Genomic DNA, 21205 nt, shown 5'->3' on the forward strand with positions numbered 1-21205 from the left:
ATCCAAGTCCCTCAAGGTGGCCTTCGGCGCAGGTGGCCGTTGCTGCGGCGAATCCTGTCGGTGGTCGCGCTTACTGTGGAGACGTGACCATCACCCGCGCCCGTCCAGGGCTCCCGGCAGACGAGACGGCGGAACGGCGGCCCGGCTGGGCACGCCGGATCGCCGCCGCCTGCTGGGCGCATCCCGCCCTCTTCGTGCTTTCGCTGTGCGCGGCGATCCTCGGCGTGGGCCTGCAGGCCGCGAGCCCGCTGCTGGTCCGGGCCGCGGTGGACGACGCGGTGGCGGGGCAGACGGCGCGGCTGGGTGTGCTCGCCGCGGCGCTGGTCGGGCTGCAACTGCTGACCTTCGCCAGCGCGTTCGCCCGGCGGTACGTCGGGGGCAGGCTCGCCCTCGACGTCCAGCACGACCTGCGGCGCCGGGTGTTCGGCGCGATTTCCCGGCTCGACGGCGGCAAGCAGGACTCGCTGCGCACCGGCCAGGTCGCCTCGCGCGCCATCACCGACCTGCAGCTGGTGAGCGCGCTGCTCATGCAGTTCCCCATTTCCACCGGCTCGGTGATCTTCTCGGTGCTCGCGCTCGGCGCGATGCTGTGGATGTCCCCGGTGCTCACCCTCATCGCGCTCGTGGTCGGGCCCGGGGTCGCCATCGTGGTGGCGCGCAGCAGGAAACGGCTCTTCCCGGCCACCTGGTCCGCGCAGCAGCGCGCCGCCGACGTGGCGCAGCACGTCGAGGAAACGGTTTCCGGCGTCCGGGTCGTCAAGGGTTTCGGGCAGGAGGAGCGCGAGGTCTCCCGGCTGCGCCGCACCGCGCGGTTGTTGTTCGCCGAGCGGCTGCGCGCGGCCAAGCTCGCCGCGGTGCCGACCGCGACGACCTCGGCGCTGCCCGCCGCCGGGCAGGTCGCCGTGCTCGCGTTCGGCGGTCTCCTGGCGATGCACGGCACCATCAGCCTCGGCACGTTCCTCGCCTTCGCGACGTACCTGGCCGCGCTGATCGGCCCGGCGCGGATGCTCTCCTCGTTCGTCGTGCAGGCGCAGCTGACCCGTGCCGGCGCGGAGCGGGTGTACGAGCTGATCGACGCGCAGCCCGAGGTCCGGGAGCGGACGGACGCGGTCCCCCTGCCCGAGGGGCCGCTCGGGATCCGGCTCGACGACGTCCGGTTCGGCTACACCGGCAGCGAGCCGGTGCTCGACGGGCTGTCGTGCGAGGCCAGACCGGGGGAAACGCTGGCGCTGGTCGGCACGGCGGGGTCGGGGAAGTCGACGATTTCCCTGCTGCTCCCCCGTTTCTACGACGTGCACGCGGGCACGGTCACGGTCGGCGGTGCCGACGTGCGGGACGTGCGGCTGAAGGATCTGCGGCAGTCCATCGGCGTGGTGTTCGAGGAGGCGTTCCTGTTCTCCTCGTCGGTCCGCGAGAACATCGCCTACGGCAGGCCGGACGCGAGCGAGGAGGAGATCGTCGCGGCGGCGCGGGCGGCCGAGGCGGACGAGTTCATCCGGGCGCTGCCCGAGGGCTACGAAACCCAGGTCGGGGAGCGCGGGCTGACGCTGTCCGGCGGGCAGCGTCAGCGGCTCGGACTGGCCAGGGCGCTCATCACGGACCCGAGGGTGCTCGTCCTCGACGACGCGACCTCGGCGATCGACACGGTGACCGAGGCCGCGATCCACGACACGCTGCGTTCGGTGACCGCGAGCCGGACGACGCTGCTGATCGCGCACCGGCGGTCCACCCTGGCGCTCGCCGACCGGATCGCGGTACTCGACGCGGGCCGCGTCGTCGACGTCGGTACCGAGGCGGAGTTGCTGGAGCGTTGTGCCCTGTTCCGCGAGCTGGTGGCCGGCCCGGGTGACGACGTCGAGGAGAAGTGCCGGTGCGAGGGCCTGGAGTGCGGCCCGTCCGGGATCACCCCCGCGCTGTGGCCGCGTGACGATTCCCGTGACGAGGTCGACGATCTGGCCGACGCGGCGCGGGAACGCAGCTCCGCGGGCGCGGCGGGCAGCGGGTTCGTCGGCAGCCGGGGCGAGGGCGCGGCGCTCGCGCTTCCCCCGACGCGGGAACTGCTGGACGGCGTCCGCGCCCTGCCACCGGCGAACGACCGGCCCCGGCTGTCCGATGTGGACATCACGGCGCCCGACCCCGGTTTCCGGCTGGGCCGCCTGCTGCGCCCGGTGCGCTGGCCACTGGCCGTGGTGGTCGGCCTCGTCGCGGCCGACGCGCTGGCCTCGATCGCGCTGCCCGCGCTGTACCAGCAGGGCGTGGACCACGGCGTGCGGCCGGGCGTGGCGTGGGTGGTGTGGCTGCTGGCCGGGGTGGGCGCGCTGGTGATCGCGACCGACTGGCTGATCGTCCACCTCCAGACCCGGCTCACCGCGAAGGTCGGCGAAACCGTGCTCTACAGCCTGCGGGTGCGCAGTTACGCGCATCTGCAACGGCTCGGCCTCGACTACTACGAGCGCGAACTCGCCGGGAAGATCATGACCCGGATGACGACGGACGTCGACGCGCTCTCGACGTTCCTGCAGACCGGGGTCGCGACGGCGATCGTCTCCGTGCTGACACTGGCCGGGATTTCCGTGGCACTGCTGGTGATCAACGCGACGCTGGCCGTGTACGCGCTCGCCGTGCTGCCCGTCCTCCTCGTGGCCACGGTGATCTTCCGCCGGTTCGCTTCACGCGCCTACAACGAGGCCCGCGAGCGGGTCAGCCTGGTCAACGCCGACATGCAGGAGAACCTCAGCGGCCTGCGCGTCGCCCAGGCCTACACGCGCGAGGAGCGTTCCGCGGCCGCGTTCGCCGAACGCAGCTGGGACTACCGGCGCTCCCGGCTGCGCGCGCAGGCCTACATCGCCACCTACTTCCCGCTGGTGGCGTTCCTGTCCGACCTGGCGACGACCACGGTGCTGGTCGTCGGCGCGAACCGGGTGGCGAGCGGGGCGCTGTCCGCCGGTGTGCTGGTGGCGTTCCTGCTCTACCTCGAACAGTTCTTCTCCCCGATCCAGCAGCTGTCCTCGGTGTTCGATGGCTACCAGCAGGCACGCGTCGGGCTCGACCGCATCGGCGACCTGCTGCGGACGCCGACCTCGGTGCCCGCGGCCGAGCGCCCGGTCACCGTCCCGGCGCGGCTGCGCGGCGAAGTCAGCTTCAAGGAGGTCGATTTCGCTTACACCACAGCGGAAACCCAGGCGCTGTCGAATCTCTCGCTCGACGTCGCGGCCGGCGAGACGGTGGCGCTGGTGGGCGCGACGGGCGCCGGGAAGTCGACCGCGGTGAAGCTGATCGCGCGCTACTACGACGTCACCGGCGGCGAACTCCGGATCGACGGCACCGACGTCCGCGAGTACGACCTGTCCGGCCTGCGCGGCCGGATGGGCGTGGTCCCCCAGGAGGCGCACCTGTTCTCCGGCACGGTCGCCGACAACGTCCGCTACGGCCGCCCGTCCGCCACCGACGCCGAGGTGGAGGCCGCCGTCCGCGCCGTCGGCGCGCTCGACGGGGTCGCCGCGCTCCCGGCGGGTTTCCGGCAGCCGGTCGGGGAACGCGGCCGTTCGCTGTCCGCTGGCCAGCGGCAGCTCGTCGCGCTCGCCCGCGCCGAACTGGTCGACCCGGACATCCTGCTGCTCGACGAGGCCACCGCCGCGCTGGACCCGGCCACCGAATCGACCGTCCTGCGCGCCACCGACCAGCTGGCCCGGCGCCGCACCACCTTCGTCGTCGCGCACCGCCTGGCCACCGCCGCCCGTGCCGACCGCATCATCGTTCTCGACCACGGCCGCGTCATCGAACAGGGCACCCACGCCGAGCTACTGGCCGCGAACGGCCACTACGCCCGCCTATGGTCCCTGGCCTGACCGCGAGCCCCGTCCAAACACGCGAGATCTCCGTTCCAGCACACGAATCCCCCGCCCACACACCCGAGTTCGCCCTTCCCGCACAGACCGTCGTGCCCGGCCAACCCGCGTCACCGCCTTCCGGGACCGGCAATTCCGTCGACCACCGCGCGGAAGCCTGCCACCATCACGGCATGCAGGACCGCATTCCCGCCCGGCAGATCCGGGCGGTACACACCGAAACCACGATCCGGGTCTACCAGGCCTACCGGCCCGAGATCGCCGACGCGGCGCTGGCCGCGGGCACCTTCGTCGCCCCGTTCAAGCGCGAGCGGATGACCTGGATCAAGCCGTCCTTCCTGTGGATGGCCTACCGCTGCGGCTGGGGTGAAAAACCGGGCCAGGAACGCGTTCTCGCCCTCGACATCACCCGCGAAGGCTTCTCCTGGGCGCTCGAAAACGCCGCGCTCAGCCACTTCGACCGGACGTTCCACGTAAGCGAACAGGCCTGGCGCGACAGCGTGCGGGCGGACCCGGTGCGGATTCAATGGGACCCCGAACGGGATCTGCACCACCGGCCGCTGCCGCACCGGAGCATCCAGATCGGCCTGAGCGGGGAAGCCGTCGACCGCTACGTCGACTCCTGGATCACCGGCGTCACCGACGTCACCCCGGCCATGCACGCCATCCGCACTCACCTGGTAGCGGGCCGTACCACCGACGCCGAAAAGCTTCTCCCCGTGGAAACGCCGTACCCGCTGCCCTCGCGTCTGACCGCGTCGATCGGCGCGCACGACACCGGGACGCCCCACTGACCGTTGCCCATCCACAATGGACGGACAACGACACCGCCGGTCAGCCCTCCTGCCAGTCCAGCCGGTCCCAGCCGACCCGCACGAGGTCTTCTCGCGTCGCCCAGCGTGTGGTGCCGGGACGCACGTGGTCACCGCACCGGGTTTCCCAGTCCGGCCCGGACGGAGACGTGTACCGCTCGGCATCGACGTCCGCCACATCGTCGGGTGAACACCACACGGTGGAACAGGAGTCGCAGAACAACACGACCTTGCCCGACTCCGTGACCAGCGGGCGGAGCTGCCCCTGGTCCCAGAAGAACGGGCATTCGACCAACCACATCCAGCCCTACCCCAATACCCTGCTCGGAATCCCGGACACCGGGAACGCGGTGATCACCTCGTTGCCGTTTTCGAGAACGAGCTGAATATAGCGCGCGGGCGGGTGACCCGACGCCGCGCCGGGCACACCGCCGATGTAGCCGACGTCCTCGTTCATGTTCACGTAGTGCACCATCCGGTTGCCCTGGGGAACCGAGAACGCTTCACCGTTCTGCACCCTCCGGTAAGCGTCGTCGACGACCTGGCCGACCGAGTTCGGGTTGGGGTCGGCGAACACGCCATGCTGCGGCCTCCCCGGGATGTCCTGCGCGTGGTTCAGCACGTGATCGAACCTGCTGTCGAAGTGCGGGCTCGGATCCGGGTTGTACCTGAGCCCGGCGGGCGAGTCGTAGGTGTTCGGCCCCGTCTGGGTGAGACCGCACGCGTATCCGGTGAGCCCGAAGAAGTCCGAGGCCATCGTCGGGTTCGCCACGTAAGCGTGCGGATCGGCACCGCCCAGATACCCCAGCGGATCCGCGTCGAGGTAGCGCGCGGTGCCCGGATCGTAGTAGCGGTAGTAGTTGTAGTGGAGACCGGACTCCTCGTCGTGGTACTGCCCGGGAAACCGCAGCGGCGTACTCGCCTGGCCGGCCGTCGGCGCGAGCGGCTGTCCCCACAAGGTCGTCCGTGCGCTCCAGGCGACAGCGCCGTCGGTGGCCACCAGCTCGGTCGGCGTGCCGATCAGGTCGGTGACGATGGAGTAGAACCGCTCGTCGTACCAGTCCTGGCCATCCGCGCCCGCGCTCCGCTCGAACTGGCTCACCGGGGTGGTCGTGCCGGGCCGCCAGTCCCAGGTGACCGCCTTTCCGGTGTGGTCGTCCTGTTCGACGAGGTAGGTGCCTTCCCAGGTGAAGCCGGTACGCGCCAGCACCGTCTCCCCGTCGTCACCGAGGCGCACCTTCGCGAGACGCCGGCCCGTCGCGTCGTAGGTGTACCGCCACCTCGCCCCGTCGGGCGTCACCACACCGGTCAGCCGGTCTTCGGCGTCCCATTCATAGCGCCAAGACCGCTGTTTGCCCGACAGGGTGCGCTGGGTGCGTGATACCAGGCGCCCCTGCGAGTCGTGCTCGTAGCGCGTATTCCCCGCCTGTTTGAGCAACGTGCCGGAGTACTGTCGCGGCCCCGCCGTCGTTTCACCGTCGGCAGGACTCTCCGCCGCGACGAGATTGCCCGCGGTGTCGTAGGCATACCGCTCCGACCAGTTCTCGGCTCGCACCGCCTGGATCCGGCCCACTGGGTCGAGATCGAACGCCCGCGGCCCGGCCGCCTGGTCCTCGACGGCACCGAGGTAGCCGTCCTGCCGGTAGTAGAAGCGCCGCTCGCGCACCGGCCGGGCGGATTCGTCCGCCGTCCGCCGGATCGTCTGGCCGATCAGCCGGTCGTTGCCGTCCCACGCCTGCGTCAGCACCGAACCGCCGCCGAGCCACCTCGTGGTTTCCCTGCCCGAAACGTCATACGCGAACGCCAGCGCGTGCCCGCCGGCCCGGAGTTCCACGGGACGGTTGTTGGCGTCATAACGCCAATGGCTCTCGGCCCCGCTCGGAGTACGCCTGCCGATCTTGCGGCCGAGCACGTCGTAGGTCAGTTCGACGGCACGGCCGTTGACGCTCTCCGTGAGCGGCCTGCCCAGCACGTCACGCCGGTAGACCACCTCCGAGTCGGCATTGCGCGCGCGCAGGACGCGCCCGAGCGGGTCGTATTCGAAACTCGTCACCGCGCCCGCGGCGTCCCGTTCGAGCACATTGCCCATGAGGTCGCGCGTGTAGCGGACAGTTTCACCCGCGCCGTTGACGCGCTCGACGAGCTCGCCCGCCTCATTGTGGCGGTAACGCACCGTCCGGCCATTGAAATCGGTCTCGCTCGTGACCTGACCCATCGCGTCGTATTCGTAACGCCAGACAAGGCCATGCGGGTTCGTGACCGCGGTGAGGTGCAGTTCGGTGTCGTACTCGAAGGTGTGCGTCGCGCCGTCGGCCGTTGTCCGGCTCGCGGGCAGGCCGAAGTGGGTATAGCGGGTGGTCGTCACCTTGCCGAGCGGGTCGACGTGCTCGGTGTGGTTGCCTTCGCTGTCGTAGCGCCACTCTTCGGTCGCGCCGTCCGGCGCCGTGCGTGCGAGGAGCTTTCCCTCCACCGTCCACGACAGACGGCTCACCGACCCGTGCGGGTCGGTGATCGAGACGACCCGGCCGAGCAGGTCACGCTGATACCGGACGACGGCCCCGGTCGGGTCGGTCACCACGGCGGGCAGGCCGGCCGTGGTGTTCTCGAAGCGATGCGTGTTGCCGAGCGCGTCGCTCGTCGCCACCAGTTCCCCGGACATGCCGTAGCCGAACGACGTTCGTGCTCCCGAAGGATCGATGATCGCCGTCCGGTTGCCCGCGCCGTCGTATTCGTAGCGCCAGACGGCGCCGTCCGGATCGGTGATGACCACCGGCTGCCCGAACGCGTTGTACTCCGAGGTCGCGCGCCGGCCGTCCGGCCTTGTCACCGAAGTGATGTTCCCGGCGTCGTCGTAGCCATAGGCGGTGACCCGACCCAGCGGGTCGCGACGGGAAAGCAACCGGTCGTAGCGGTCCCAGGTGAACGTCGCCGCCACCCCGAGCGGGCTGATCTCCCGCACGAGCTGCCACCGCTCGTTGAAGTGGTACCTCGTGACGTGCCCGCGCGCGTCGACGTAGGTGGTGATGCGGCTTTCGACGTCGTAGTCGATGCGGCAGGTGAGTACCCCGCCGGAGCCTTCGGTGCGAACGCAGCGCCCGTTCTCGTCGTAGTGGTAGGCATACCACTCACCGGTCCGGTCTTCCCAGCGGACCACGCGGCCCACCACGTCGTAGGAGAACCGCTCGGCCCGTCCCGAAGAATTGACGACCTCGGCCAGGCGGCCGTCGCCGTCGTAGCCGAACCGGAGGACGTGGACGTCACCCGCGGTCCCGTCGAGTACCCGCAGGCCGGTCACCAGCGGCCCGTCGCGATCGACCGCGACCCGGTAGCCGCCGGTATGGCGGATTTCGGTGACCTGCCCTCCCTTGTCGGCGAGCAGGTCGATCCGGTTCCCGTTGCGGTCGGTGATCGTGCTCAGTGGCCGCTCGCTCCCGGCGCCGGGAGCGAACCGCCAGGTCCGCCCGGACGCGACGTCGCGGACGGCGTAGCCACCGTCCGCGTCCCGGACCAGGGGCCGCCGCGCGCCTTCGACGGGTTCCACCGGCTCGCCCGCCCGCGCCGGGTGCGGGTACCGCAGCAGGACGCCGTCCTCGGCGGCGTACCAGATCCCGTCGTCGTCGATCTCCAGTCGTTGGTCCAAAGTGGACGACCAGGTCCCGCCGAACGACCGGCCGACGCGATAGCTGGAGTGATGGGACCGCCGCAGGACAAGCGGAAGCACACCGGGGAGATCGAGGTCGGTGTACCCGGTGATCATCTCGCCGGTGGCCAGGTCGATCGGGTCGCCGTCGGTGCACTTCCACGGGTTGTCCCGGCCGTCGACCCGGGGATCCGCGTTCTCCCCGATCGTCGTGCCGTCCCCCTTGCCCGGCGGGCGTGAGCCACCGGGGTCGGCCGAGCCGGGCGAGCCCGTGCCACTGTCGTGGGCGCCAGGACCGGAAGGGTCCGTTTTGGACGATGGGGAGCCGGTGTCCGGGTGCTCACTCCCCTTCGTGCCCGAAGGGGACGTGCCATCGTGGGTGCCGGAGGGTGAAGTGCTCTCGTGCGCGCTCGACGGTGAGGTGTGGTCCTTGGGCGCGTGGACGTCGTCCGCGGCGTGCTCGGCCTTGCGGGCGGCGGACGCGCTGGTGTGCTCACCCCGTTTGCCCAGTCGTTTGGCCAGTTTGGACAGTTTTTCGATGATCTCGCCCAGCTTCTCCACGATCTTGCGGACCTTCGGGCCCACGTTCGAGATCGTCTTGATCAGCTTGCGGATCAGCGTCGAGACCTTGTTGATCGTGTTCGTGATCGCCGTCGTCGCCTGGACCGCCACCGCCGGGGTCGCGAACCCGAGCGTGCAGGCCTCCTCCAGCGCCCACGAGATCAGCTTCCCGACCAGCGTGCCGATGAGGTCGCGCACGGTCTCCCGCACCGCCGCGACGACCTGGCCCATGACCATGACGCCGCCGGAGATCCCGTCGCACAACGACGCCGCGCCGGCCAGCGCGTCGGTCTGCTCGGCGACCTCACCGCGGTAGGAGTCCCCGGCCTCGCCGGTCCAGCCCGCCGTGCCGCCCTTCGCCTCGGTGGACAGGTCACCCGCGATCGCGTTGACCTCCTTGGACACGTTCGCCCAGGTGTCCGAAAAGGACTGGATCACCGGCGGGTTCCCGGCCAGCCAGTCCAGGCAGTCCTTCAACGGCTTGACGTGCTCGATGAGCCACGAGACGCCGTACTGCGCCAGCGTGCCGATCGGGTCGGTAACCAGCGACAGCACTTCGAGGCCGACACCGAGCCCGCCGAGCCCGGCCTCGACCCACGAACCGTCCTTGACGCCGTTGGCCAGGTCGTTCGCCGACTCCAGCACACCGATCCCGGTCACCCCGGTCGTCTGCGACTGCGCCTGCGCGACCAGCGGATTACCGTCCATCACGAACCCCCATCACTCGAAGGACACCTCAGGCGTCCTTCGGCCCGGCCTTCTTGATCGCGTCGACGGACGCCTCGTCCTGCTTGCGGTAGGCGTCCGCGGCGTCCTTGACCTTGTCCGCGGTGCCGTTGATCGAGTCCGACGCCTGTTGCAGCGCGCGCACGCCCATTTCCTCGAACGGGTCCAGCAGCAGCGCGAACGGCTGGCAGATGACGCCGTACGCGCTGTTGTCCATGGTGACCTGCTGCGCGGCGTCGACCGCGGCCTTCATCCGGTCGGCGAAACCCCGCACCTTGCTCTCGTGCGTCCCCAGTTCCTCGCCGAGGACCTTGAAGCCTCCGTCGGGCATGACCCACTCCCCCTAGTCGCGTCGCAGGAAACTCTGGTCGCCGAAGTCCTCGTCGTCGTCCGGCGGCGCGGGACGGCGGGGTGCGGCGGGTGGCTTGGGCGCGGGCGGCGGGGTCCGCGGCGGCGGTGCGGGCTCCTCGTCCGTTTCGAACAGCCGGCGCTGCGGCTCGGCGGGCAGCGCGGGCTCCGGGTCCTCCTCCGGCGCGTCCGGGAAGTTCCGCTCGGCGGTCTCCGCGATGTGCCGCGAGGCTTCGTCGTCGCCGACGGTCTCGGCGAGGATCTCGCGCATCTTCTCCGGGTACTGCGACTGTGCCTTCTGGATCGCCTTCATCACGTTGGCGGCGATCTCGTCGGGACTCATCGAGCGGACGCCGTCGGTCATCTTGATCGCGGTGGGCAGGCCGTTGTGACCCACCGTGACGCTGACCGCGCCCCCGGCGACCGTCCCGGTGAGCGAGATCTGCCCCACCTGCTCCTGCATCGCCTGGAAGCGCTGTGACCGCGCGACCGCGTCCCGCTCCCAGTCGTCGACCATCTGTTCGACGTCCGACAGATCCGCCACCTCGGCCCCTTCCGCTCTCCGGTACTGACGGAAGTGACCTTCCCCTGGTTCCCCGCACCTGGGCAAGCCGGTCACCTCCCGATCTGTATCGAGTCAGTGATCGAATCAGTGACCTATGCCCTAGTGCGCCACGCCTCACACAAGCCAGTTCGATCACACGCCTGTTACGGAGGGGGTTAGCCTGGTAGGCGCATCACCCCGATTCAAGATCGAGACGGATAGAGGCGAGCCCAAGCCGTGTCCAGCAGCAGCCCTGCGTCACAATTCGGCCCTAACGAGTGGCTGGTCGAAGAGATGTACGACCAGTTCCTCGCAGACCCCTCCTCAGTCGATGCCGCCTGGCACGACTTCTTCGCGGATTTCAAGCCGACCCAGACGGCACAGGCGAAGGCCGACACGGCCCGCCAGACCGCCGACGCGCAGGCCGCGAGCACCACGAACGGGCAGCCCACTCCGCCAACAACGCAGGCCGTGCAGAACGCCGCATCCGCCGCCAAGCAGGCCGCCGCCCCGGCGCCCGCGGCCCCGAAGCCCGCGGCCAAGCCCGCCGACGCCAAGCCCGCGCCCGCCAAGGCCGCCAAGCCCGCCGCGAAGCCCGCGACGCAGGGCGAGCCGGAGTCCAAGCCGCTGCGTGGCGCCGCCGCCGCGATCGCGAAGAACATGGACGCCTCGCTGTCCGTGCCCACCGCGACCAGCGTGCGCGCGGTCCCGGCCAAGCTGATGGCCGACAACCGCATCGTCATCAACAACCACCTCAAGCGCACGCGCGGCGGGAAGATCTCCTTCACCCACCTCATCGGCTACGCGATGGTGCGGGCGCTGAAGAGCTTCCCGAACATGAACCGGCACTACCAGCTGATCGACGGGAAGCCGTTCGCGGTCACGCCGGAGCACGTCAACTTCGGCCTCGCGATCGACATGAAGGGCAAGGACAACTCCCGCACCCTGGTCGTGGCGTCGATCAAGGGCTGCGAGGACATGACGTTCCTGCAGTTCTGGCAGGCGTATGAGGACATCGTCAAGAAGGCGCGCAACAACAAGCTGACCGCCGACGACTTCGCGGGCACCACGATCTCGCTGACCAACCCGGGCGGCATCGGCACCAACCACTCGGTGCCGCGCCTACAGGCCGGTCAGGGCGCGATCATCGGCGTCGGCGCCATGCAGTACCCGGCCGCGTTCGAGGGCACCAGTGAGAAGACGCTGGTCGACCTCGGCATCAGCAAGATCATGACGCTGACCTCGACCTATGACCACCGCATCATCCAGGGCGCGGAGTCCGGCGAGTTCCTCAAGCGCATCCACCAGCTGCTGCTCGGCGAGGACGGCTTCTACGACGACGTCTTCACCAGCCTGCGGCTGCCGTACGAGCCGATCCGCTGGGTCGCCGACATCCCGGACGGCCCGGTCGACAAGACCGCGCGCGTCATCGAGCTGATCGACGCGTTCCGCATCCGCGGTCACCTGATGGCCGACACGGACCCGCTGAACTACCGCCAGCGCAGCCACGCCGACCTCGACGTCCTCTCCCACGGCCTCACCCTGTGGGACCTGGACCGCGAGTTCCCGGTCGGCGGCTTCGCCGGTCAGGAGCGGATGAAGCTGCGCGACATCCTGGGCGTGCTGCGCAACTCGTACTGCCGGACCGTCGGCATCGAGTACACGCACATCCTCGACCCCGAGGAGCGCCGCTGGATCCAGGACCGCGTCGAGAAGCCGCACGAGAAGCCGGACCCCGCGGTCCAGAAGTACGTGCTCTCCAAGCTCAACGCCGCCGAGGCGTTCGAGACGTTCCTGCAGACCAAGTACGTCGGCCAGAAGCGGTTCTCGCTGGAGGGCGGCGAGACGGCGATCCCGCTGCTCGACACCATCCTCGACAAGGCCGCCGAGCACGAGCTTGACGAGGTCGTCATCGGCATGCCGCACCGCGGCCGGCTGAACGTGCTGGCCAACATCGTCGGCAAGCCGATCAGCCAGATCTTCCAGGAGTTCGAGGGCAACCTCGACCCCGGCCAGGCGCACGGCTCCGGTGACGTGAAGTATCACCTCGGCGCCGAGGGCAAGTACTTCCGGATGTTCGGCGACGGCGAGACCAAGGTGTCGCTGACCGCGAACCCCTCGCACCTGGAGACCGTCGACCCGGTCCTGGAGGGCATCGTCCGCGCCAAGCAGGACATCCTCGACAAGGGTGGCGAGGGCTACACCGTGCTGCCGGTGCTGATGCACGGCGACGCGGCCTTCGCGGGCCAGGGCGTCGTGGCCGAGACCCTGAACCTGGCGCTGCTGCGCGGATACCGCACCGGCGGCACCGTGCACGTCATCGTCAACAACCAGGTCGGCTTCACCACCGCGCCGGAGCACTCGCGCTCCTCGCAGTACGCCACCGACGTCGCGAAGATGATCGGCTCGCCGATCTTCCACGTGAACGGCGACGACCCGGAGGCCGCGCACTGGGTGGCGCAGCTGGCCGTCGAGTACCGGCAGGCGTTCCACAAGGACGTCGTCATCGACCTCATCTGCTACCGCCGCCGCGGCCACAACGAGGGCGACGACCCGTCGATGACGCAGCCGGCGATGTACGACATCATCGACACCAAGCGCTCGGTCCGTAAGGGCTACACCGAGTCGCTGATCGGCCGTGGCGACATCTCCGTCGAGGAGGCCGAGGCCGCGCTGCGCGACTTCTCCAGCCAGCTGGAGCACGTCTTCAACGAGGTCCGCGAGCTGGAGAAGCACCCGCCGAAGGCCAGCCCCTCGGTCGAGAACGAGCAGCAGATCCCGGCGAAGGTGCCGACGGCGGTCAGCAAGGAGACCATCGAGCGCATCGGCGACGCCTTCGTCGACGTGCCCGAGGGCTTCACGCCGCACCCGCGGGTCAAGCCGGTCATGGAGCGCAGGCTCAAGATGTCGCGCGAGGGCGACATCGACTGGGCCTTCGGCGAGCTGCTCGCGTTCGGGTCGCTGGCGCTGGAGGGCCGCCTGGTCCGGCTGTCCGGCCAGGACTCGCGACGCGGGACCTTCACCCAGCGGCACTCGGTGTTCATCGACCGCAAGACGGGCAAGGAGTACGCCCCGCTGCAGAACCTGGCCGAGGGCCAAGGCCGGGTGATGATCTACGACTCGGCGCTGTCGGAGTACGCGGCCGTCGGCTTCGAGTACGGCTACTCGGTGGCCAACTCCGAGGCGCTCGTGGCGTGGGAAGCGCAGTTCGGTGACTTCGTCAACGGCGCGCAGACCGTCATCGACGAGTACATCTCCTCCGGCGAGGCGAAGTGGGGCCAGCGCTCCGACGTCGTGCTGCTGCTGCCGCACGGCCACGAGGGCCAGGGCCCGGACCACACCTCCGGCCGCATCGAGCGCTTCCTCTCGCTGTGCGCGGAGAACTCGATGACCGTCGCGGTGCCGTCCACCCCGGCGAACTACTTCCACCTGCTGCGCCGGCACGCCCTCGACGGCATCCAGCGGCCGCTGATCGTCTTCACCCCGAAGCGCCTGCTGCGGGACAAGGCGGTCAAGTCGGCGGTGGCGGACTTCACCGACCAGTCGAAGTTCATGTCGGTCATCGACGACGCCACGGCCGACCCCGGCAAGATCCGCAAGGTGCTGCTGACCTCCGGGAAGATGTACTGGGAGCTCGTCGCCGAGCGCGCCAAGCGCGGTGTCGACGACATCGCGATCGTGCGGATCGAGCAGTACTACCCGCTGCCCAAGAAGAAGCTCCTCGCCGCGGTCGAGCGCTACGCGGGCGCGAAGCTCATGTGGGTCCAGGAGGAGCCGGAAAACCAGGGCGCCTGGCCGTTCTTCGGCCTCAACCTGCCGCGGAAGTTCCCGGAGCAGTTCGGCGGACTCGAGATCTCGGCGCGCCGTCCGATGGCGGCGCCGTCGGCGGGCTCGTCCAAGGTGCACGAGGTCGAGCAGAAGGCCCTGATCGCCAAGGCCTTCGAATAATCCGCGCATAAAAGCCTCTGAAGGCCACCTTGAGGGACTTGAGTTCCCTCAAGGTGGCCTTCAGAGCGTTTGGGGTCAGGTCAGGACGCCGGCGAGCTTGAGGAATTCGGCGCCGGGGTCCCGCATGGACTCGTGGATGGCGTCGATGTTCCCGCACGGCCACGGCTTTTCGCACACCCGGCACTGGCCCTGCTCGTCCTCGGCGTGGCGGGCGACGAACGTCCGCAGCACCGTCACCAGATCACCCAACACCCGGCCCGCCGTGAGCTGCTCGTCCTCGGTCCACAACGCCGACCGCATCGCCAGGAACTCCACCTCGTCGAGCTGCTGGTAGATCTCGTTACGCAGCAACCACAACGCCCTTTGGTGGGACTGCGAAATTGGTTTCATTTCGTTGAACCTCCTGGCTGCCAGTCAACCGATTTCGGCTCGGCCAATCGATGGCCCGTTCCGGTGGAACCGTCGTGTTCCTGCCGGAAACGCCGACGGCGCGGTTCTAGCGTGACCGCATGGCGGACCACGAAACCACCGTGAAGAGCCGGGAACTCGGCGAAGGACTTCGCCGCGTCATCGAAGCGGCCGGGCTCACCGGCAAGGAGGTCGCCCGGCACCTCGGGTGTTCGCCGAGCGAGGTTTCCCGGATGCTGACCGGAAAACGCGCGGTGAAGGAAAAGGAGGTCGCGCATCTGCTCGGCCTCTGCCGCGTGTCCGGGAAGGAGAAGGAACGCCTGGAGGCGCTGTGCCGCGAGGCGAACCGCCCCGGCTGGTACCAGCAGCACGGCTCCCGCCTCCCGCCCCAGCTTCGGACCTACCTCGACCACGAGGACAAAGCTGTCACCATCCACGACTTTCAGGCGCTACTGCTGCCGGGCTCGCTCCAGACGGCCGACTATGCCAGGGCAGTGATCACCCGCATCGTCAACATTCCCGCCGAGGAAGTGGACGAACGTGTTGCGACACAGATGGCCCGACAGGAGATCTTCAGCCGCCCCCGCCCCGCGAAGTTCGTCTTCTACGTCCACGAGTTCGTGCTGCACCTGCCCGTCGGCGGCAAAAACGTGATGTCTGATCAACTGCACCATCTTCTGCGCATGTCGGTGCGCCCCTACATCGCATTGCGCGTGCTCCCCGCTTCGTTCGGCGCACATGCCGGTACCGCTGGCTCCTTCACACTGATGGAGTTCCAGCACATCAACCCGGTCGTCTACGTCGAGAGCGTGACCTCAACCAACTTCATGGAGGAGCCCGAGGAAATCACGGCATACCAGCAGATCGTTGCGGCGCTAGCGAAAAGTGCACTGTCAGAGGCACAATCGATGGACAGGATTCGCAGCTTGGCAATCGAGCTGTCCGGAACTCGAGAGGAACACGATGACCTCCCGTGAGCGGTTCGCCATCGGCTGGCGAACGAGCAGCTACACGACCGGCAACGGTAACTGTGTCGAGGTCGGCTGGCGTGTATCCACCCACACCGCCGGTCAAGGCAACTGTGTCGAGGTGGCCCCGAAGCCCGACGAGGTCCTGATCCGCGACACCAAGGACCGCGACGGCGGCACCCTCTCCGTCGGTCACGCCCAGTGGCGCGCCCTGCTCACCCGCACCACCGCCTAACCGGCAAAGGTCCGTGAATGCCACATTGAGGGACTCAGAGTCCCTCAATGTGGCATTCACGGACCGTCTCAGCGCGTCAAGAGATCAGGCGCCGGTGTAGAGCAGGACGTTCGGGGAGCCGGTCCCCGGGTTGGTGACCTTGTCCTTGGTGCCGCTGTTCACCAGGGCGTCGCGCACCTGCTTCGGCGTCGCCGAGGTGTTCTTCGACAGGTACAGCGCGGCCGCGCCGACCACGTGCGGCGTCGCCATCGACGTGCCGCTGATGGTCTTGCTGGCGCTGGTGCCACCGATCCACGACGAGGTGATGTCCGTGCCCGGCGCGAAGATGTCGAGGCACTTGCCGTAGTTGGAGTAGGTGGCGCGCGAGTCGTCCTTGGCCGTCGCGCCCACGGTGATCGCGTCCGGCGTGCGGGCGGGCGAGTTCTGGCACGCGTCGCCGTTGTTGTTGCCCCCGGCGATGCCGTAGGTGACACCGGCGTCGATCGACTTCTTCACCGCGGCGTCGAGCGCGTCCGAAACCCCGCCACCGAGGCTCATGTTCGCCACGGCGGGCTTCTTGGCGTTCTGGGTGACCCAGTCGATCCCGGCGGTGACGGCTTCGAGGGTGCCCGAGCCCTGGCAGTCCAGCACCCGGACGCCGACCAGCTTGACGTCCTTGGCCAGGCCGTAGGTCTTGCCGCCGATGGTGCCGGACACGTGCGTGCCGTGGCCGTTGCAGTCGGTCGCGTCGTCGTCGTTGTCCACGAAGTCGTGGCCCGAGGTCGCGCGCCCGCCGAAGTCGGCGTGCTGGGTGTAGATCCCGGTGTCGATCACGTAGGCCGTGACACCCGAACCGCTCGCCTCGTAGCTGTACTTCTTGTCCAGCGGCAGGTTCTTCTGGTCGACGCGGTCCTGGCCCCACGACGGCGGGTTCGCCTGGTCCGTCGCGACGTGCACGACCTTGTTCTGCTCGACGAAGGCGACGTCCGGGTCGGCCGCGATCCGCTTCGCCTGCGTCTCGCTCATCCGGCCGGAGAAGCCGTGCAGCGTCGAGAAGGTCTTCGCGATCGCCCCACCGTGCCGGTTGGTGACCTGCTTCGCCACGCTGCCGAGGGAGAGCCCGTCCTTCAGCACGACGATGTAGCTGTCCTGCACCGCGTTGGCGCTCCCGGCGCCCCGAACTGTCCCCTCCTTCGCCGACGCGACAGCATTTCCACCGAGCACGGTAACGACCGCGACGGCTGCAGCGATTCCTACGACTGGGAGTCGCTTACCCATTTTCTCGAGGGATTTCCGCAAGACTCGTCCTCCTGGGCATGAGCGATCGGACGGCCCGGCCGGGCCGCCGATGGGGCGTGTCTGGAGCGCCGAATACGTGAAGCTCGTTCACGAGGAACGTAACGCCGAGATTAGGACGCGGCGCGCCGAGCGAGAAAGAACGATCCTTGCCGGTCCTTTTCGGACTTTTCCGGCGTTAGGCCATTCGTACGCCGCCATGTCGGCGAACAGCCGACCACCTTGCACTGGGCGAACCAGCAGGGTTTGCCGGAAAGTAACCCACTACCGCAACCAACACGTTGGGTAGCAATCTCCCGGCGCCCATGCTCACTCGAACGGCCGACTACCAAAGTCGCCGACGTTGGTGGCAGAGGAAACGGTCACCCCGAGGTTCTGCCCCGAAAGCTGTGCCCGGCCGTGCCGAGGGACGCCTTCGGTGCGTCCAGCGCAGCGAGGGACGCCCTTGGTGCATCCAGCGCACCCAGGGCGTCCCTCGGACGCGGCGCCGCGCTTCCGATGCTGTCGCCGATCAGTCCTTCTTCAAGCCGTTCCGGGTCAGGAACTCGTCGGCGATGTCCAGCGGGTTGCGCTTCCGCTCGGTGAACTGGACGTTCAGCTCGGTCAGCTGCTCGGTGGTCAGCGCCGCGGACACCCGGTTCAGCGCGTCGGTCTCCCCCGGCGAAAGCGTGCCCTTGGCCACCAGCGGCACGATGTTCTGCGCGGGGAACATGTTCTTGTCGTCGACGAGCGGGACGAACCCGTTGGCCGCGATGGTCGACGACGTGCTGAACAGGTCCGCCACCTGGACCTCGCCCGACTTGAGCGCCGCCACGGTGACCGGGCCGCCGGTGTCGGTCGTGCGGATCTCCTTGAACTCGCAGCCGTAGAGCTGCTTGATCCGGTCCTTCCAGCGGCTGCTCCACTGGCCCGGCCCGCCGAGCACCAGGTCCTTGCAGCGCGGCCCGAGGTCGGAGAACGTCCGCACCCCGGATTCGGCCAGCTGCTTCCCGACCACGAGCAGGTCCTTGTCCTCGGCCGGGGCCTGCGCCAGCACCTCGAACCCGGCGGGGACCTTCTCCTTCAGCGCCGCGTAGACCTCCTGGGAGGTGGTCACCGTCGCGTTCTTGTCGAAGTACCGCAGCAGGTTCCCGCTGTAGTCCGGGACCACCGAGAGCGACTTGTCCTGCAACGCCTTCACCACGACTTCGCGGCTGCCGACCGGCGGGTGCACGGTGACGTTCTCCGCGCCCGCGTTGCGCAGCGCGCCCGCGTAGATCTGCGCGAGCAGCAGGCTCTCCCCCACGTCGGAGGCGCCGATGACGATGTCTCCGGTGCTGCCGCCCTCGCCACCACCGGCGAGCGGATTCCCGCACGCCGTGGTGAACAGGGCCAGCCCGGCGGTCAGAACGGCGAGTACCCGCTTCACGCGACACCTCCGGCGGCGACGGCCTTCCCGGACGCCGCGTGCGCGGCGAGCCGGACTCCCCTGGGCACCAGCGCCCGTTGCAGTGCCGCCAGCACGACGTCCAGCACGATCGCCAGCAGCGCCGTGAGGATCGCGCCGGCGACCACCTCGGTGTAGTCCAAAATGGCCAGTCCGTCGAGCAGGAACCGGCCGAGCCCGCCGAGCCCCACGTACGCGGCCACCGCGGCCGTCGCGACCAGTTGCAGCACGGCGTTACGAATTCCGCCCAGTACCAACGGAAGCGCGATCGGAAGCTCCACCTTCCACAAGGTCTGTGGCCCGGTCATGCCGATGCCCTCCGCCGCGTCGACGACGTCGTGCTCGGCCGCCTGGATCCCGGCGTAGGTCCCGGCGAGCACCGGAGGCACGGCGAGCACGACGAGCCCGATCACCGTCGCCGTAGTGCTTTCGGTGAACAGCAGGAACAGGAAGGTCACCAGGCCCAGCGTCGGCAGCGCGCGGATCGCGTTGCCCGCGCTGACCAGCAGGACGGCGCCCCGCCCGGTGTGCCCGACGAACAGCCCCAGCGGCAGCGCGATGACGAGCGCGATCACCAGCGCCAGCCCGATGTAGCCGAGGTGCTGGGCGAGCCGGGTGCCGATGCCGTCGGGCCCCTGCCAGTGCGCCGGGTCGCCGAACCAGGAGAACAGGTCGGAGATCATGCCGCCGCCCCTTCCAGCACGGGTGTCTTACCCGCCCGTTCCCATGGCGTGAGGACGTTGCGCAGCAGCACCAGCACCAGGTCGACCACCAGCGCCAGCAGCAGGGTGAGCACGATGCCCACGACGATCGGGGAGAAGTACTCCCGCTGGAAGCCGTCGGTGAACAGCACCCCGAGACCGCCGGTGCCGATCAGCGCGCCGACGCTGACCAGGCTGATGTTGCTCACCGACGCCACCCGCACCCCGGCCGCCAGCACCGGCACCGCCAGCGGCAGCTCGACGCCGAGGAACCGGCGCGGCGCGCGGTAGCCGATGGCGGTGGCCGCCGCGGTGATGTGCGGCGGCACGGCGTCGAGCGCGTCGAGCACCGGGCGCACCAGCAGGGCCGCGGTGTAGATGGTGAGCGCGACGATCACGTTGACACTGTTCAGGATCCGGGTGCCGATGAGGCCGGGGATCACCACGAACAACGCCAGCGACGGGATCGTGTAGAGCAGATTGGACAGTACGAAAAGGACACTGCGGACCTGCCGGAACCGATGCCCGAGCCAGCCCGCGGCGATCGCCACCACGATGCCGAGCACCAGCGGCACCAGGGACAGGTAGATGTGGTCGAGCAGGTTGCCGAGCAGCTGCGCGCGGTTGTTGGCGCTGCCGAGGTAGCTGCCGAGCTCCTCGAAGAAGTCACCCATCAGGACCCCTGCGGCGACGCTTCGATCACCTCGAGGACCTGCCGCGCCACCACCGCGCCGAGCACCCGGTGCTCGTCGTCGACGACGACGCCGAGGCTGGCGGGCGAGGACAGCGCGGCGTCCAGCGCGCCCCGGATCGGCGTGCCCTGGACGTAGAGCGAGCCGCCCGCGACCAGATCGGCCTCGGTCAGCTCGCCCTCCACAGTGGACTTCGGGGGCAGCCAGCCTCTCGGCTGCTTGTCCGCGTTGACCGCGAGCAGCCAGCCGTCGTTCGGCGCGGAAAGCGTGCTGCCCAGCGCGATCTGCGCGACGTCCTGGACCTCGACGCCGGTCGAGGGCAGGAAGGAAAGCCCGCGGTAGCCGCGGTCGCGGCCCACGAAGGAGGCCACGAAGTCGTCCACCGGATGCCGCAGCACCTCGGCGGGGGTGCCGTACTGGGCGAGCTTCCCGCCGACGCGCATGACCGCGACCTTGTCGCCGAGCCGCACCGCCTCGTCGATGTCGTGGGTGACGAACACGATCGTCTTGCCCAGCTGGGACTGCAACCGCAGCAGCTCGTCCTGCAGTCCCTCCCGGACCACCGGGTCGACCGCGGAGAACGGCTCGTCCATCAGCAGCACCGGCGAGTCGGCGGCGAGCGCCCTGGCCACCCCGACCCGCTGCTGCTGGCCGCCGGACAACTGCGCGGGGTACCGCTTGCCGAGCTCGGCGGGCAGGCCGACGGTCTCCAGCAGCTCGACGGCGCGGTCGCGGGCCTTGCGCTTGTCCCAGCCGGCCAGCAGCGGCACGGTGGCGATGTTGTCCAGCACCGTCCTATGTGGAAACAGCCCGGCGTGCTGGATGACGTAGCCGATGCCGCGGCGCAGCAACGCCGGATCGCCCTCGCTGACGTCCTTGCCGTCGAGCAGCACGGCGCCCGAGGTCGGCTCGACCATGCGGTTGATCATCCGCAGCGACGTCGTCTTGCCGCAGCCGGACGGACCGACGAACACGGTGATCGTGCCGTCCTCGACGGTCAGGTTGAGTTCGTCGACGGCGACCGTTCCGTCCGGATACCGCTTGGTCACGTCGCGGAATTGGATTGTCACACG

At 69.2% G+C, this 21205-nt stretch carries 14 protein-coding genes and 1 pseudogene; 5 read left to right on the forward strand and 10 right to left on the reverse strand.

Going from position 1 to position 21205, the window contains the following annotated elements; genetic code table 11:
* Positions 1-83: 83 nt before the first annotated feature.
* A complete protein-coding gene (locus ABD987_RS29445) occupies positions 84-3848 on the forward strand; it encodes an ABC transporter ATP-binding protein (protein ID WP_345401034.1) in 3765 nt (1254 codons plus the stop codon).
* 173 nt (positions 3849-4021) lie between these two features.
* On the forward strand, positions 4022-4642 hold the full coding sequence (locus ABD987_RS29450) for a DUF4291 domain-containing protein (RefSeq protein WP_345401037.1): 621 nt from the start codon (positions 4022-4024) through the stop codon (positions 4640-4642).
* 40 nt (positions 4643-4682) lie between these two features.
* Here ABD987_RS29450 and ABD987_RS29455 read toward each other — a convergent pair whose 3' ends face one another.
* From ABD987_RS29455 to ABD987_RS29470, 4 genes are read right to left on the reverse strand one after another with little or no spacing between them, the layout of a single operon-like run.
* Complete coding sequence (locus ABD987_RS29455; protein ID WP_345401040.1) at positions 4683-4961, reverse strand: hypothetical protein; 279 nt, start codon at positions 4959-4961, stop codon at positions 4683-4685.
* A gap of 6 nt (positions 4962-4967) precedes the next feature.
* Positions 4968-9569, reverse strand: coding sequence for a DUF6531 domain-containing protein (locus ABD987_RS29460; RefSeq protein ID WP_345401043.1), 4602 nt, complete (start codon positions 9567-9569; stop codon positions 4968-4970).
* A 28-nt stretch (positions 9570-9597) separates the two neighbouring features.
* Entirely contained in the window at positions 9598-9918 is a 321-nt protein-coding gene (locus ABD987_RS29465; RefSeq protein ID WP_345401046.1) for a type VII secretion target, read from the reverse strand.
* A 12-nt stretch (positions 9919-9930) separates the two neighbouring features.
* Positions 9931-10479 (reverse strand): YbaB/EbfC family nucleoid-associated protein, encoded by a 549-nt coding sequence (locus ABD987_RS29470; RefSeq protein WP_345401049.1) that lies wholly within the window; start codon positions 10477-10479, stop codon positions 9931-9933.
* Positions 10480-10716: 237 nt separating this feature from the next.
* Here ABD987_RS29470 and ABD987_RS29475 point away from each other — a divergent pair, with 237 nt between their 5' ends.
* A complete protein-coding gene (locus tag ABD987_RS29475) occupies positions 10717-14427 on the forward strand; it encodes a multifunctional oxoglutarate decarboxylase/oxoglutarate dehydrogenase thiamine pyrophosphate-binding subunit/dihydrolipoyllysine-residue succinyltransferase subunit (RefSeq protein ID WP_345401052.1) in 3711 nt (1236 codons plus the stop codon).
* 75 nt (positions 14428-14502) lie between these two features.
* Here ABD987_RS29475 and ABD987_RS29480 read toward each other — a convergent pair whose 3' ends face one another.
* Positions 14503-14817: a hypothetical protein gene (locus tag ABD987_RS29480; RefSeq protein WP_345401055.1), complete on the reverse strand. Its 315-nt coding sequence runs from the start codon at positions 14815-14817 to the stop codon at positions 14503-14505.
* A gap of 119 nt (positions 14818-14936) precedes the next feature.
* Here ABD987_RS29480 and ABD987_RS29485 point away from each other — a divergent pair, with 119 nt between their 5' ends.
* Both ABD987_RS29485 and ABD987_RS29490 read left to right on the forward strand, forming a co-directional pair.
* Positions 14937-15812 (forward strand): helix-turn-helix domain-containing protein, encoded by an 876-nt coding sequence (locus ABD987_RS29485; protein WP_345401058.1) that lies wholly within the window; start codon positions 14937-14939, stop codon positions 15810-15812.
* Positions 15799-16038, forward strand: a complete 240-nt coding sequence (locus tag ABD987_RS29490; RefSeq protein ID WP_345401061.1) for a DUF397 domain-containing protein — start codon at positions 15799-15801, stop codon at positions 16036-16038. The genes ABD987_RS29485 and ABD987_RS29490 overlap by 14 nt, the downstream gene beginning before the upstream one ends.
* 90 nt (positions 16039-16128) lie before the next feature.
* On the opposite strand, the pseudogene ABD987_RS29495 reads toward ABD987_RS29490, so the two are convergent.
* The 5 genes and pseudogenes from ABD987_RS29495 to ABD987_RS29515 form a co-directional block, all read right to left on the reverse strand.
* Positions 16129-17295 (reverse strand): annotated as a pseudogene (locus tag ABD987_RS29495) (S8 family peptidase); the annotation flags it as partial.
* 529 nt (positions 17296-17824) lie between these two features.
* Positions 17825-18721, reverse strand: coding sequence for an ABC transporter substrate-binding protein (locus tag ABD987_RS29500; RefSeq protein ID WP_345401064.1), 897 nt, complete (start codon positions 18719-18721; stop codon positions 17825-17827).
* Positions 18718-19422, reverse strand: coding sequence for an ABC transporter permease (locus ABD987_RS29505; protein WP_345401067.1), 705 nt, complete (start codon positions 19420-19422; stop codon positions 18718-18720). Before ABD987_RS29505 ends, ABD987_RS29500 begins: the two co-directional genes overlap by 4 nt.
* A complete protein-coding gene (locus ABD987_RS29510) occupies positions 19419-20114 on the reverse strand; it encodes an ABC transporter permease (RefSeq protein WP_345401069.1) in 696 nt (231 codons plus the stop codon). The genes ABD987_RS29505 and ABD987_RS29510 overlap by 4 nt, the downstream gene beginning before the upstream one ends.
* Positions 20114-21202 carry an ABC transporter ATP-binding protein gene (locus tag ABD987_RS29515; RefSeq protein WP_345401072.1) on the reverse strand — a complete coding sequence of 363 codons (1089 nt, stop codon included), beginning with the start codon at positions 21200-21202 and terminating at the stop codon, positions 20114-20116. Before ABD987_RS29515 ends, ABD987_RS29510 begins: the two co-directional genes overlap by 1 nt.
* Positions 21203-21205 lie beyond the last annotated feature (3 nt).

This window comes from Amycolatopsis samaneae (genome assembly GCF_039541975.1).
Lineage (GTDB): Bacteria > Actinomycetota > Actinomycetes > Mycobacteriales > Pseudonocardiaceae > Amycolatopsis > Amycolatopsis samaneae.

Coding starts and splice junctions, on each gene's coding strand:
- ABD987_RS29450 (WP_345401037.1), top strand. CDS start 4,022: ATGCAGGACCGCATTCCCGCCCGGCAGATCCGGGCGGTACACACCGAA.
- ABD987_RS29455 (WP_345401040.1), bottom strand. CDS start 4,961: ATGTGGTTGGTCGAATGCCCGTTCTTCTGGGACCAGGGGCAGCTCCGC.
- ABD987_RS29460 (WP_345401043.1), bottom strand. CDS start 9,569: ATGGACGGTAATCCGCTGGTCGCGCAGGCGCAGTCGCAGACGACCGGG.
- ABD987_RS29465 (WP_345401046.1), bottom strand. CDS start 9,918: ATGCCCGACGGAGGCTTCAAGGTCCTCGGCGAGGAACTGGGGACGCAC.
- ABD987_RS29480 (WP_345401055.1), bottom strand. CDS start 14,817: ATGAAACCAATTTCGCAGTCCCACCAAAGGGCGTTGTGGTTGCTGCGT.
- ABD987_RS29485 (WP_345401058.1), top strand. CDS start 14,937: ATGGCGGACCACGAAACCACCGTGAAGAGCCGGGAACTCGGCGAAGGA.
- ABD987_RS29490 (WP_345401061.1), top strand. CDS start 15,799: ATGACCTCCCGTGAGCGGTTCGCCATCGGCTGGCGAACGAGCAGCTAC.
- ABD987_RS29505 (WP_345401067.1), bottom strand. CDS start 19,422: ATGATCTCCGACCTGTTCTCCTGGTTCGGCGACCCGGCGCACTGGCAG.
- ABD987_RS29510 (WP_345401069.1), bottom strand. CDS start 20,114: ATGGGTGACTTCTTCGAGGAGCTCGGCAGCTACCTCGGCAGCGCCAAC.